The following is a 12,183-nucleotide window of genomic DNA, read 5'->3' as shown; positions in this document are numbered from 1 at the left end:
CCGGCCGTCACCCCGCCGGCGGCCCCCGCACCGGTCACCCGGCGCGGGCGCCGCCGTCGTCCCGGCGCGGGCGCCGCCGTCGTCCCGGCGCGGGCGCCGCCGTCGTCCCGGCGCGGGCGCCGCCGTCGTCCCGGCGCTGGCGCCGCCGTCGTCCCGGTGCGGGGTGCGCCCCGGAGCGTGCCGGGCCTTTGCCGCTCGTGATGGCGCCCTTTCCGTAAGAGCGGGCATCAATCAGGGCAGAACAGAAATGCCGGGACATCAAACGATCATCCGGCAGAGCACTGCGACAGGTCTTCGAACCGCCCGCTGACCACGACCTCGCGACGGACGTGGCGCAAGTCACTTTGCGATTTGTTTCGGCTCCCCGGGGAATGTCCTACCCGGACCGTAGGTTGCGCATGGCGGGCGAGCTTGCGAGGTGACCGGGACATGTACGACACAGTCACGGCACCGGTCCATCCCCCGGCCGTAGCCGACCCGCCGTCCCCCCTCCCGAACCGCCCTGACGAGGAGGCTCCGGCGCGCCCGTGGTGGCGGCGCAGGGCCGGCCTGATCGTCCAGTGGGCGCTGCTTCTCGGCGCCCTCGCCGCCCTCCCCCTCTACCGCGACGAACTCCCCGATCTCGGCGCCGTCTGGCGGGCGGCCTCGCACGCCGACCCGGGGTGGCTGACCATGGTCGTCCTCGCCGTCGCGGGCTCGATGGGCGCGTTCGCCCGGCTCCAGCGCCGGCTGCTGCGCGTCGGCGGGCTGCGGATGCGGCTGCGCCGCGCGTTCGCGATCACCTACGCGGGCAACGCCCTGTCCACGACGCTGCCGGCGGGCCCGGCCGTGAGCGTGGTCTACACGTTCCGGCAGTTCCGCCGCGCGGGCGCCTCGGCGCAGCTCGCCACCGCAGTGATCCTGGCCGGCGGAGTGATCACCACCACGGCCTACTCCCTGATCGCCCTCCTGGCGCTGGTGGCCGACCCCGACGCGCGCGGCTTCGCGCTGCTCGCCCTCGCCGTCCCGCTGGCCCTGGCCGCGCTGCTCGTCCCCGCGCTGCGGTGGCGCCCGCTGCGCGCCCTGCTGACGGCGCCGCTGCGACGCGCCTACCGGGCCGCGCTCGCCCATCCGACGATCGCTCCGTACGCGGAGCGGCTGCCCGCCGCCCGCGACCTCCTGCGCCCTACCCTGCGCGACTGGGCCGCGCTCGCCGCGCTGGCCCTGCTGAACTGGGTGTTCGACATCCTGGCGCTGCTGTCGGCCTCGCACGCGGTCGGTATCGACGTCGCCCCGAACGGCGTCGCCCTCACCTACTTCGCGGCTCAGGCGGCGGGCAGCCTGCTCCCGCTGCTGCCCGGCGGCCTCGGCGCCATCGAGGGCAGCATGGCCGCGTCCCTGGTCGCGTTCGGCGCGACGCTGTCACCCGCCGCCGCGGCCGTCGGCCTGTACCGGCTCGTGTCGTACTGGGCGGTCGTCGCGGTCGGCTGGATGGCCTGGTTCGGGCTGCACGAGGGTCCGCGCGTCCCGGCCCGCGCCAGGGCGCACCTGGCCGGCGCCGGCCGCCTGATCATGGACGGCATGTCAGCGGCGGCGCTCCTCACCCCCTACGCCGCCGTCCCGGCGAAGGCCCCGGCCGAGGCTCCGCGGCCGTAGATCCCCCTCCGTCCGAGGACCTAGGCCGGACGGGACCTTCGACCGAGATCGCCGCCCGGGGGAATCAGCGCGCCGCGGCGAGGGCTTTAGTGGACATCGATCAGTGGACATCGACGCACCCCCGCCCACGGAACGGACCCCAATGCACGGATCGCCCGACCGCCCGTCCGGCCCTTCGGCGACCGGCCTCGACCCGGCCGCGTTCCGGTCGGTGCTCGGCAGGTTCCCGACCGGCGTGGTCGCCGTCACCGCCCTCGATCCCGCGTCGGGCCGCCCGGCGGGCCTGGCCGTGAACTCGTTCACGTCCGTCTCCCTCGACCCGCCCCTCGTGGCGTTCTGCGTGGCGCACACCAGCACGACATGGCCGGTCATGCGGACCGCCGCGCGCCTGTGCGTCAACATCCTGGCCGAGTCGCAGCAGGACGTCTCCGAGCGGCTCGCCTTCGGGAGCGGTCCGGAGAAGTTCGCCGGCGTCCCCTGGACGCACGGGCCCGGCGGCGCCCCGTTGATCGACGGCGCGGTGGCGTGGATCGAGTGCTCGGTCGAGCAGGAGCACCTCGCCGGCGACCATCTGATCGTCGTCGCCCGCGCCCACGACCTGGCGGAGCACCGGGACGAAGGCCCCCTGGTCTTCTACGGGGGCCGCTACGGCGCCTTCACGCGCTTCACACCGTCTCGGGGGCTCTGAGCCGGGTCAGGACCTGGACGGGGTCGGCCAGGACCTCGGCGAACGCGAACTCGGCGGCGCCGACCAGGGTCGTGTCGTCGCCCAGGGTGGCGGTGCGGAGCTTGACCTTCTCGCGGGGGGCGGCGAGGGCGCTGGTCGCCAGGACGCTGCGGATCTGCGCGGCGGCGCCCAGGAAGATGTCGCGGAGCGTGCCGCCGAAGATGACCAGGCCGGGGTTGAAGAGGTTCACGAGGTTGGCGACCCCGAGGCCGAGCCAGTTGCCGACGCGGTGCAGCGCCTCCCGGGCCTTGATGTCGCCGGCGTCGGCGGCGGCGACGATGGCGCGGACCGCGTCGCGTCCCGGCTGGCCGGGGACCTCCTCGCGGCCGGCGAGGTCGAGCAGCGTGCGCTCCCCCACCTCGGCCTCCAGGCAGCCCTTCGAGCCGCAGGCGCAGGGCCGGCCGCCGGGGTTGATCACCATGTGCCCGATCTCGCCGCCGAACCCCTCGTCGCCGCCGAGCAGCCGGCCGTGCGCGATGATGCCGCCGCCGACGCCCACGTCGCCGTGCAGGTAGATGAGGTTGTCGCAGTTCACCCCCGCGCCGCGCTCGTGCTCGGCGACCGCGCCGAGGTTGGCGTCGTTGCACACCGAGACGGGGATGCCGAGGCCGAGGCGGCGGGACAGGGCGTCGCCGAGGCGCAGCCCGCCCACGTCCAGGTTCGGCCCGAACATGATCGAGTCGTCGGAGCGGCGGACGGTGCCGGGGAACCCGAGGGCGGCGCCGACGCAGACGGCGTCGCGCTCGGCCTTGCGGACCAGGGAGCGGGCGCCCGCCACGAGCACGCCGAGCAGGTCGGCGGGATCGGAGCCGCGCGCCCGGACGCCCTCGCGCCGGTCCAGCACGACGCCGCCGAGGCCGACGCGCGCGACGACGAGCCGGTCGACGCCGACCTCGAACGCCAGCACGTAGACGCGGGTGGACTCGGGCCGCACCACGAGCGACGGCCGACCGGCGCGGCGCCCCGGACCGCGCGGCAGCTCCTCGCGGACCAGCCCGGCGGAGGTGAGGTCGGACGTCAGCGCCATGATCGTGCTGCGGTTGAGGCCGAGGGACTCGGCGAGGACGGCCCGGGAGGCGGGGCCGCGCAGGTGCACGAAGCGCAGCAGCGTCCCGAGATTGTGGCGCCGGATGTCCTCCTGTGACGGGCCCGCCTTCATCATGGGCGCAGCCCCAGCTCTCCGCTGGCGCCCGAGGTGATCAGCTCCACGACCTGCCGGTGGGTGACGTCGGCGGTGCGGACCTGCGCGACCATCCGGCCGAGGTAGAGCGCGGCGATCCGGTCGGAGACCGCGAACACGTCGTTCATGTTGTGCGAGATCAGCACGACGGCGAGGCCCTTGTCGGCGAGCCGCCGGACCATCTCCAGGACCTGCTGGGTCTGCGCGACGCCGAGCGCGGCGGCGGGCTCGTCCAGCACCACGAGCTTGCTGTCCCACAGCACGGCGCGGGCGATCGCGACGGTCTGGCGCTGCCCGCCCGACAGGTTCGAGACCCGCTGCCGGACCGAGCCCATCGTGCGCACGGCGAGGCCGGACAGCGTGGTGCGCGCCAGCTCCTCCATGAAGGTCTCGTCCAGGGCGAGGCCGCGGCGCTCCTCGCGGCCGAGGAACAGGTTCTGGACGATGTCGAGGTTCTCGCAGAGGGCGAGGTCCTGGTGGACGATCTCGATGCCGAGGCGGCTGGCGTCGCGGGGGGAGCCGACCTTGACCGGCCTGCCCTCGAAGCGGTACTCGCCCTTGTCGAAGGAGTGGATTCCGCCGATGCACCTGACCAGGGTGGTCTTGCCGGCGCCGTTGTCACCGACGAGGGCGGTGACCTCGCCCGGATAGGCGGAGAAGGCGACGTCCTGCAGCACCTTCACCGAGCCGAAGCTCTTGTCGATGCCGCGCAGGTCCAGAACAGGCGTCACTGACATGCCGAGGGGCTCCCACCGTGCCGCACCGCCGCCGCGCGCCTGGCGGTCGTGGTGAGTGAGCGTAGCAGTCGGATCCTTCGGCCGGGCACCGTCGGAAGGCCTGTCCGAACGGCCCCGCGGCCAGGCCCGGGAGCCGGTGGGGCGGGCCACCGACTCCCGGGCGTTTCCGGCCGCGCTCACGGGGTCACCGTGCTCACGGGGTCATCTGCCCGCTGCGGACCGGCGGCGCCTCGCCAGGGCGTCGATGCTCGCGGCGAACAGCAGCACGACCCCGGTGATGAGGTAGCTGAGGTAGGCCTTGGTGCCGAGCAGCCCCAGCCCGTTCTCGATCAGGGCGATGACCAGACCGCCGAGCACGGCGTCGCGGGCCTTGCCGCGCCCGCCGAACAGGCTCGTCCCGCCGATGACCGCGGCGCCCACCGCGTACAGCAGCGTGTTGCCGCCGCCGGAGTTGGTGGCCACGGAGCTGAGGCGGGACGCGGCGACGATGCCGCTGACCGCCGCCAGCCCGGAGGCGATCATGAACACGGAGATCTTGATCCGGGTGACGTTGATGCCGGCCCGGCGGGCGGCCTCGGCGTTGCCGCCCACCGCGTAGATGTGCCGCCCGTAGCCGGTGCGGCCGAGCACGAACGTGCAGATCACGAGCAGGGCGCCGACGAGCAGCACACCCCACGGGATCCCGCCGAGGGTGATCAGCGGGCTGGGGGCGCGGTCCAGGCTCAGCACGTAGGTGCTGATCAGCAGCGCGGCCGCGACGACGGCGCACTGGGCGACCACGAAGCCGAGCGGCTTGGAGTGGAGGTTGCGGACGTTCTGGCGGCGCCAGCGCAGCAGCAGCGTCGCGGAGTAGCCGACCACGCAGGTGACGGCGAGCACCCAGCCGAGCCAGATCGGCATGTTCTTGTTGGCGAGCGCCACGACGAAGTCGTCGCGGACGGGCACCGTGCCGCCGTCGCCGATGAGCCACAGGGTGATGCCCTGCAGGCCCAGGAAGAACGCCAGCGTGACCACGAACGATGGGATTCGCAGGAACGCGACCAGCCAGCCGATCACCGTGCCGATGACGATGCCGATCGCCACGGCGGCGAGCACCGCGACGTACCAGGACTGTCCCGAGTCGACCATCAGCTTGGCCATCACGGCCGCGCAGACGCCGCTGGCCACACCGGCCGACAGGTCGATCTCGCCCAGCAGCAGGACGAAGACCAGTCCCATGGCGAGGATCGTGATGGGCAGCGCCTGGGTGGCCAGGTTCGCGATGTTGCCCTTGCTGAGGAAGGTGTCGGGCTTCAGCGCCGTGAACAGCACCACCAGCGCGATCAGGCCGAGGATGGCGGGGAGGGCGCCCAGCTCACCGGCCTTGATCTTGTGCCAGTAGTCCAGCAGCGCGGAGTTCATGTCATGCTTGCGCCGGTCGTTCGAGAAGTCCGAGTCCGCCAGCTTCACGGCGGCCTCCTTGCTTTGGGGGGCGTCAGTGGACATCTGTTCCCCTTTCAGATGCTCTCGGCGGCGGTCTGCGGCGCGAGGCCGAGATCACCGGAACGGCCGGCGGTGATGAGCTCCACGACCTGTCCGTGGGTCACCTCGGAGGTGGCGACGTCCGCGGCGACCCGGCCGAGGTAGAGTGCCGAGATGCGGTCGGCCACCTCGAACACGTCGTTCATGTTGTGCGAGATGAGCACGACGGCGTGACCGGTGTCCGCGAGACGCCGGACGAGGTCGAGGACCTGCCGGGTCTGGGCGACGCCGAGCGCGGCCGTGGGCTCGTCCAGGATCACGACCTTGGACTCCCACAGCGCCGCCTTGGCGATGGCGACGGTCTGCCGCTGCCCGCCGGACAGGCTCGCCACCTGCTGGCGGACGGACTTGACGGTGCGGACCGAGAGCCGGGCGAGGGTCTCTCGGGCCGCCTCCTCCATGGACGGCTCGTCCAGCACGATGCCCTTGCGCCGCTCGCGGCCGAGGAACATGTTCTGCACGATGTCGAGGTTGTCGGCGAGGGCGAGGTCCTGGTAGACGACCTCGATGCCGAGCGCGGAGGCGGTGCGCGGTCCGTCGATCGAGACGGGCTTGCCCTCGAACTCGATCTGTCCCGAGTCGATGGGGTGGATCCCGGCGATGCACTTGATCAGGGTCGACTTGCCGGCTCCGTTGTCGCCGACGAGGGCCATCACCTCGCCCAGGCGCACGGAGAAGTCCACGTCGTGCAGCACATGGACGGGGCCGAAGCTCTTGTTGAGCCCGGTCAGGCGGAGGACGGGGTCTCCTTTTTCAGCCACGAGTTTCCTTCCAGAGGTTCGGGCGTCTAGCCCGTGGCGGGCCCCTTGGCGTCCCGATTTTCCGGGAGGCCGGGACGCCCTCAGCGGGGTGGGGCCCGCCACGGAGTCAGCGTCGGGCTCCTACTGGATGCCCGCGTCCTTGCACTTGGCCGCGTACGCGCCCTTGCACAGGTCTTCCTTCTTGACGAACCCGTCGTCCGTGACCTGCTTGATGTTCTCCTTGAAGACGCCGATCGGGGTCAGCAGCACCGACGGCACGTCGCGCTTGCCCTCCGGGTCGTTCGTGGTGCCGTTCGTCTCGCCCTTCTCACCCTTGATGAGGGAGACGGCGAGCTTGGCGGCCGCGTCGGCCTCCTGCTTGACCGGCTTGTAGACCGTCATGCACTGGTTGCCGTCGAGGATGTTCTGCAGCCCCTCGAGCGTGGCGTCCTGGCCGGTGACGGCGACCTTGCCGGCCTCCTTGTTCTTCTTGAGGATCGAGATGACCGCGCCGCCGATGCCGTCGTTGGCGGCGAGCACACCGTCGATCTTGCCGCCCTTCTCGGTCAGCATCTGCTCGAAGATCGTGGCGGCCTGCTCGGCCTTCCAGTCCGGGACGGCCTGCTCGGCGACCTTCTTGTAGGAGGTCTTGTCGAGCACGTTGTGCGCGCCCTTGGCGAACAGCGTCGCGTTGTTGTCGGTCGGAGCGCCGTTGAGGTAGGCGATGTTGGCCGCCTTGTCACCGAGGCACTTCTGCAGGCCCTTGCCGAGCTCCTCGCCGACCTTCACGTTGTCGAAGGAGACGTAGTAGTCGGAGACGCCGCCGAGGGAGAGCCGGTCGTAGTCGATGGTCTTGACGCCCTGGGCCTGCGCCTTGCGCTGCACGGCGGCCGCGGAGTTCGAGTCGATGCCGTCCAGGACCAGGACCGTGACGCCGCTGGTGAGCATCTGGTCGGCGATCGTCTGGAAGCGCTGGGTCGAACCCTCGGCGTTCTGGATGTCGTAGGCCACTCCGGCGGCCTTGAAGGCCTGCTCCAGGTACGGCCGGTCGAAGCTCTCGTACCGGACGGAGGAGGTCGTGTCGGGCAGGATCACGCCGACCTTGCCCTTCGAGCCGGAGCCGCCCGAGTCGTTGGAGTCGCCGTCCCCGCAAGCGGTGAGGCTGAGCGCCGCCGCCGTCGTGACGGCCAAGAAGCTGAGGATCCCCTTGCGCATTGCCCGGGTCCTTTCTGGGGGTGGCCGCCGTGCGGCCGGGGGGTGGTAGCCGATGCCGGTGAGCGAGATCACCCGCTACCGACGGGAATGTTGTGTCCCGCAACTTACGTCGCGCATGTCCGTCACGCCAGACTTCGAGCGAAGTTCATTTGTTGTTGGCGGTAACAATCATGTAACACGAGATCAACACGGGTGGAACACAAGGGGTACCGCGGCAACGGCAGGAGGAAGCCGGTCACCGCGCGGGCATGCTCCGGCGGACCCGCGCCGGGTTAAATGTTTCGTGGGTCAACATTCACCGCGGCCCGCCGTCAAGCCAGGGCTCACCCCCAGCGGCTCGACCGCACGCGGAACGACGCCTCCGCGCACCTTCCTCGACAGCGCATCCCCAGGTCAGCGGCAGGGAAGCGGACATCACCGCATGTCAAGCCCCACGCAACAAGCGGCTCCACACCGCACTCGACCCCCGTCGAACACCGCATCTCAGAACCAGCCCGCACCTCACGCGGGTCGTACTCCGGTCGGGGTTCCCTCACGAGCCGAGCGGTAGGCAGGGCAAGGCGCGCCTCGGGCCGAGGCGGCCTCCGAAGACGGTGGTTCGAGGCCGCGACCGTTCGAGGCGATGGCGGAATTGGGCGCGTGCCGCGGTCGGATGGCGCGCCGGGTTTCGGCCGGGCCGGATCAGGCGGAAAGGACGCGGGCCACGCGGTCGGCCGCGGCGGGCGCGTCGGCGGCGGGCGCGATGCGCTCGGCCCACGACCACCAGTACCACCAGCCGTCCGCGCCCTGCTCCGCCAGGATGTTCTCCGTCAGCGCGGCGGCGTCGGGATTCATCACGTGCAGGCTGGGCGACTGGCCGCGGGGCAGGGTGAGGCGCACCCGGAGACCGCGCTTGACCAGCTCCTCGCCGAGTTCTTCCAGATATTCGATCCGCGTCTTCGACGGCGCGGCTGTTCCCGTATCGTCAGGCGTCATCCTTGTTCCCTCACGGACTCCGTGCGGCCCGACGTGCGTTTCAGCCTCCCTCTTCACCCGCCCCCGCGCAAGCACCCCGGCCTGCCGGCCGCGAGGTGGGCGGGACGGGCCGCGAAGGCGCACCACGTTTCGGAGGTCCACGGGACCCTATCCGGGATATCTTGCGCTTGGTAGATGAACCGGCGGTTGGGGGCTGACGATGACCGTGGACGCAGGTGCCCGACCAGGGGCCGGGCCGGCCGGTGGCGCGCGGACGTGGCACCGGTTCCACTACGCGGTCGGCGTGTTCGTCATCGCCTACGGGGTGACGGCCCTCGCGAGCGCCGCGGCGCTGTGGGGCGACCGGGTGGACGAGGTGGAGGGCTACTTCGGGTCCGGGCCGGCCACGGGGATCCTGGTGTTCGCCAAGGCGGTCGAGGTCCTGCTCGTGCTCGCCGCCGCGGCGGGCCTGGTCCTGCGCCGCGACCTGCTGCTGGTCCCGCCGATGGCGGGGTGGATGGCCGGGTTCGCGATGTTCGCCGTCCTGGACGTCTTCACCGGCAGGTGGGGCGGCCTCGTCGAGCACCTGGCCTACCTGGCGGCGTTCGTCGTGCTGCTCTTCCTCTCCTACGGGCTGAGCGCGAAGGCCCAGCTCGCGGGGGCGCCGAAGGGCCCCGCGCCGGACGGGTCCCCGCGCGGTCCGGGCGGCCTGACCTGGACGCAGGAGTTCGCGCTCCAGGCCATCAACCGGGCCGCCGCCCTCACCGGCCCGCGCACGCGACCGGCCAAGCCCGACTGATCTTGGCAGAAGTTGCCGTTGGTGGCGGTCCCGGCGGGTGCCACGTTGTGCCTCATGAGAGCCCGAAAACTGGCGCTGCCTGTGGTGATGGCCGCGTCCCTGGCGGTCCCGGCGTCGCTCGCCGCGCCCGCCGCCGCGCTGCCCGCCGCGCCCGCGGCCGGCTGCGACCCGACCCGGACCGCACCGGTCTACCGGGGCAAGGTCCCCTCCCCCGAACAGGTCCTCGGCTTCGACCTCGGTGAGCGCCCGGTCAGCGCCGCCGAATCCGACACCTACCTGGAGACGGTCGCCGCCAGGAGCGAGCGCGTCGTGTCCGGAACGCTGGCCACCACCGCGCAGGGCCGTCCGCTGAAGTACGCGATCGCCGGACGGCCCGAACTGATCTCCAAGGCCGGGCTGGCCAGGGTGCGGCGGGAGGCGGGCCTGCTGCGCGATCCGCGCACGCCGGCCGCGCTCGCCAAGCGGATCACCGATCGCGGCGTCCCGATCCTGTGGGTCAGCGGCAACGTCCACGGCGACGAGCCGAGCGGCACGGACGCGGCGCTGCGGGTGCTGCGCGACCTCGGCGACCGCGCCGACTGCGCCGCGACCGGGATCCTCGCGAACACGCTCGTGATCGTCCTGCCGACGCAGAACCCGGACGGGCGCACGCTGCAGACGCGGCAGAACGCCTACGGGTTCGACATGAACCGCGACTGGTTCGCGCGCACGCAGCCGGAGACCGACGGCAAGCTCGCGATGCTGAACCAGTACCCGCCCGCGCTCTACATCGACGCCCACGAGATGGGCGGGGACTCGTTCTTCTTCCCGCCGAACGCCGACCCGATCTACCACGAGACGCCCGAGCAGGCCATCGGCTGGATCAACGACCTCTACGGCGCGTCGATGGCGGCCGAGTTCACCCGGCAGGGCATCGACTTCTTCAACAGGGACGTCTACGACCTCTTCTACCAGGGCTACGGCGACACGGTGCCGACCAGCGCCTTCCACGCCGCCGGGATGACGTACGAGAAGGGCGACGAGAGCCCCTACCCGGACCGGGTGAAGGAGCAGTACCTCACCCAGTGGGTGTCGCTGTCGGCGGCGGCGCGCAACCGGCACCGGATCCTCACCGAGTGGCGCCAGATGACGGTCGACGCCTACGCGCAGGGCAAGGCCGGCGAACTGGAGCCCAACCAGGTCTACAACCCGCCGAACAAGGTCGATCGCCAGGTGCCTGACCGGAAGGTGCGGAACTACTTCCTGCGCGACGACGATCCGGCCAAGCGCGCCGAGGCCGCGCTCATCGTGCGGCGGCTGCAGCGCATGGGCGTGCGCGTCGAGAGGCTCACTCGGCCGCTGACCGTCCCGGACTTCAAGGCGTACGGGCGCCCGGAGGCCGCGACGACGCTGCCCGCGGGCACGTACTGGATCTCGATGGCGCAGGGCCAGAAGCACTGGATCCAGTCCATGCTGAACGAGGACTCCTACACGCCGTTCCCGTACTTCTACGACGTGACGGCGTGGAGCCTGCCCCTGCTGGGCAACGTGTCCGGCGGGTCGTCCGGCGCCGTCCTGCACCCGCGGTCCGTGCCGCTGCGGACGCTTCCGGAGGCGCGTCCGGGGCACGAGGGCAAGGCGCCCAGGCTGGGCGTCCTCCAGTTGTCGGGGACGTCCTCGTCCGCGCGGCAGTCGGCCGGGTGGCTGAGGCACCGCCTCGACCGCGACTGGAAGCTGCCGTTCACGCTGCTCTCCCCGGCGGACGTCGCGGCCGGCAGGCTCCAGGGCGTCGAGGTCCTGGTCACGCCGAACGGTCCCGCCTCGTCCGCCTACACGGCGCTCGGCGACGCCGGACGCGCCGCGCTCCAGCAGTGGACGCGCGACGGCGGCCGCTACATCGGCTGGCAGGGCGGCGCCCAGCTCGCGGCCCGTCTCGGCCTGACGACCGCGACGCTCGCGGAGCCGACGTCCGACATCCCCGGCACGCTGCTCCGCGTGAAGGTGGACGGGACGAGCCCGCTGGCGAAGGGCGTCGGCGCGGCGGCGTGGAACTTCACGTCCTACGACCCGGTCATGAAGGCGTCCAGCGGCGTCGTCGTGTCGTACCCGCAGGCGGATTCGCCGGACTGGTTCGTGTCCGGGTTCGAGCGGGGCGCGTCCGAGCTGGGCGGCACCGCGGCGGTCGTCGACCAGCCCGTCGGGAAGGGACGGTCCGTGCTGTTCGCCGCCGAGCCCAACTTCCGCGCGTTCAGCGACGGGACGGCCAAGCTGCTCTACAACGCGATCCTCGGCCCCGACCCGGCCAGGGCGGCGGCGCCGCAGGCGTCCGCGACGGCGAAGGCGGCCCAGGAGGCGGCGCTGCTGCCGTCCTACGAGTCGCCGATCCGCGTCTCGGTCAAGGCCGCGGACGCCGCGAGGACCGAGGCCCTGCTGCGGTCCGCCGGCGCGACGTGGACGCGGCGCGGGGCGGACGGCGTCGCCCACTTCGTGATCGACAACCCGAGGGGCCTGCCGGCGGACCACCATCCGTTCGCCGGGCGCCTGCCGTCCCTGATCCGCAAGGCCGGGATCACCCCGGTCGCGGTCGTCCTTCCCTGACCGTCCCGCGCGGCGCGCCGGCCCTCGCCCCGGTAGCCGAGCCCGGCGGGGACCAGGTCGAGGGCGAGCCGGTCCTGCCAGCTCACATACGGCGCGAC

General features: G+C 72.2%; 10 protein-coding genes and 1 pseudogene. 5 read left to right on the top strand and 6 right to left on the bottom strand.

Annotation, left to right across the window (positions count from 1 at the left end; genetic code table 11):
• The 3 genes and pseudogenes from AB0C69_RS26515 to AB0C69_RS26505 form a co-directional block, all read left to right on the top strand.
• A pseudogene (locus AB0C69_RS26515) lies at positions 1-201 on the top strand (hypothetical protein); the annotation flags it as partial.
• A 228-nt stretch (positions 202-429) separates the two neighbouring features.
• The gene (locus AB0C69_RS26510) at positions 430-1,635 is read left to right on the top strand and encodes a lysylphosphatidylglycerol synthase transmembrane domain-containing protein (RefSeq protein ID WP_360357880.1); all 1,206 of its coding nucleotides are present in this window, start codon (positions 430-432) and stop codon (positions 1,633-1,635) included.
• A gap of 142 nt (positions 1,636-1,777) precedes the next feature.
• On the top strand, positions 1,778-2,323 hold the full coding sequence (locus tag AB0C69_RS26505) for a flavin reductase family protein (protein ID WP_360357878.1): 546 nt from the start codon (positions 1,778-1,780) through the stop codon (positions 2,321-2,323).
• Here the strand turns inward: AB0C69_RS26505 and AB0C69_RS26500 are convergent.
• The 6 genes from AB0C69_RS26500 to AB0C69_RS26475 all read right to left on the bottom strand — a co-directional run bounded on the left by AB0C69_RS26500 (position 2,301) and on the right by AB0C69_RS26475 (position 8,730).
• Positions 2,301-3,521: an ROK family transcriptional regulator gene (locus AB0C69_RS26500; protein ID WP_345175217.1), complete on the bottom strand. Its 1,221-nt coding sequence runs from the start codon at positions 3,519-3,521 to the stop codon at positions 2,301-2,303. The genes AB0C69_RS26505 and AB0C69_RS26500 overlap by 23 nt on opposite strands.
• Positions 3,521-4,279, bottom strand: a complete 759-nt coding sequence (locus tag AB0C69_RS26495) for an ATP-binding cassette domain-containing protein (protein ID WP_345175178.1) — start codon at positions 4,277-4,279, stop codon at positions 3,521-3,523. Before AB0C69_RS26495 ends, AB0C69_RS26500 begins: the two co-directional genes overlap by 1 nt.
• Positions 4,280-4,480: 201 nt before the next feature.
• Positions 4,481-5,728, bottom strand: coding sequence for an ABC transporter permease (locus AB0C69_RS26490; protein ID WP_345175176.1), 1,248 nt, complete (start codon positions 5,726-5,728; stop codon positions 4,481-4,483).
• 47 nt (positions 5,729-5,775) lie between these two features.
• Positions 5,776-6,561 (bottom strand): ATP-binding cassette domain-containing protein, encoded by a 786-nt coding sequence (locus AB0C69_RS26485; protein WP_345175174.1) that lies wholly within the window; start codon positions 6,559-6,561, stop codon positions 5,776-5,778.
• A gap of 120 nt (positions 6,562-6,681) precedes the next feature.
• Positions 6,682-7,755: a substrate-binding domain-containing protein gene (locus AB0C69_RS26480; RefSeq protein ID WP_360357876.1), complete on the bottom strand. Its 1,074-nt coding sequence runs from the start codon at positions 7,753-7,755 to the stop codon at positions 6,682-6,684.
• 681 nt (positions 7,756-8,436) lie between these two features.
• Positions 8,437-8,730, bottom strand: coding sequence for a hypothetical protein (locus AB0C69_RS26475; RefSeq protein ID WP_345175169.1), 294 nt, complete (start codon positions 8,728-8,730; stop codon positions 8,437-8,439).
• A 199-nt stretch (positions 8,731-8,929) separates the two neighbouring features.
• Here AB0C69_RS26475 and AB0C69_RS26470 point away from each other — a divergent pair, with 199 nt between their 5' ends.
• On the top strand, positions 8,930-9,508 hold the full coding sequence (locus tag AB0C69_RS26470; protein WP_360357874.1) for a hypothetical protein: 579 nt from the start codon (positions 8,930-8,932) through the stop codon (positions 9,506-9,508).
• A gap of 54 nt (positions 9,509-9,562) precedes the next feature.
• Positions 9,563-12,085, top strand: a complete 2,523-nt coding sequence (locus AB0C69_RS26465; protein WP_360357872.1) for a M14 family zinc carboxypeptidase — start codon at positions 9,563-9,565, stop codon at positions 12,083-12,085.
• The last annotated feature ends 98 nt before the right edge of the window (positions 12,086-12,183 follow it).

The organism is Actinomadura sp. NPDC048032, assembly GCF_040653175.1.
Classification (GTDB): Bacteria; Actinomycetota; Actinomycetes; order Streptosporangiales; family Streptosporangiaceae; genus Spirillospora; species Spirillospora verrucosospora.
The sequence above is the reverse complement of the archived record's forward strand: the minus strand, read 5'-3'. Positions and strand labels throughout refer to the sequence as shown.

Excerpts from the sequence above, each read along its gene's own strand:
- AB0C69_RS26510 (WP_360357880.1), top strand. The coding sequence starts at position 430 with ATGTACGACACAGTCACGGCACCGGTCCATCCCCCGGCCGTAGCCGAC.
- AB0C69_RS26505 (WP_360357878.1), top strand. The coding sequence starts at position 1,778 with ATGCACGGATCGCCCGACCGCCCGTCCGGCCCTTCGGCGACCGGCCTC.
- AB0C69_RS26500 (WP_345175217.1), bottom strand. The coding sequence starts at position 3,521 with ATGAAGGCGGGCCCGTCACAGGAGGACATCCGGCGCCACAATCTCGGG.
- AB0C69_RS26495 (WP_345175178.1), bottom strand. The coding sequence starts at position 4,279 with ATGTCAGTGACGCCTGTTCTGGACCTGCGCGGCATCGACAAGAGCTTC.
- AB0C69_RS26480 (WP_360357876.1), bottom strand. The coding sequence starts at position 7,755 with ATGCGCAAGGGGATCCTCAGCTTCTTGGCCGTCACGACGGCGGCGGCG.
- AB0C69_RS26475 (WP_345175169.1), bottom strand. The coding sequence starts at position 8,730 with ATGACGCCTGACGATACGGGAACAGCCGCGCCGTCGAAGACGCGGATC.
- AB0C69_RS26470 (WP_360357874.1), top strand. The coding sequence starts at position 8,930 with ATGACCGTGGACGCAGGTGCCCGACCAGGGGCCGGGCCGGCCGGTGGC.
- AB0C69_RS26465 (WP_360357872.1), top strand. The coding sequence starts at position 9,563 with ATGAGAGCCCGAAAACTGGCGCTGCCTGTGGTGATGGCCGCGTCCCTG.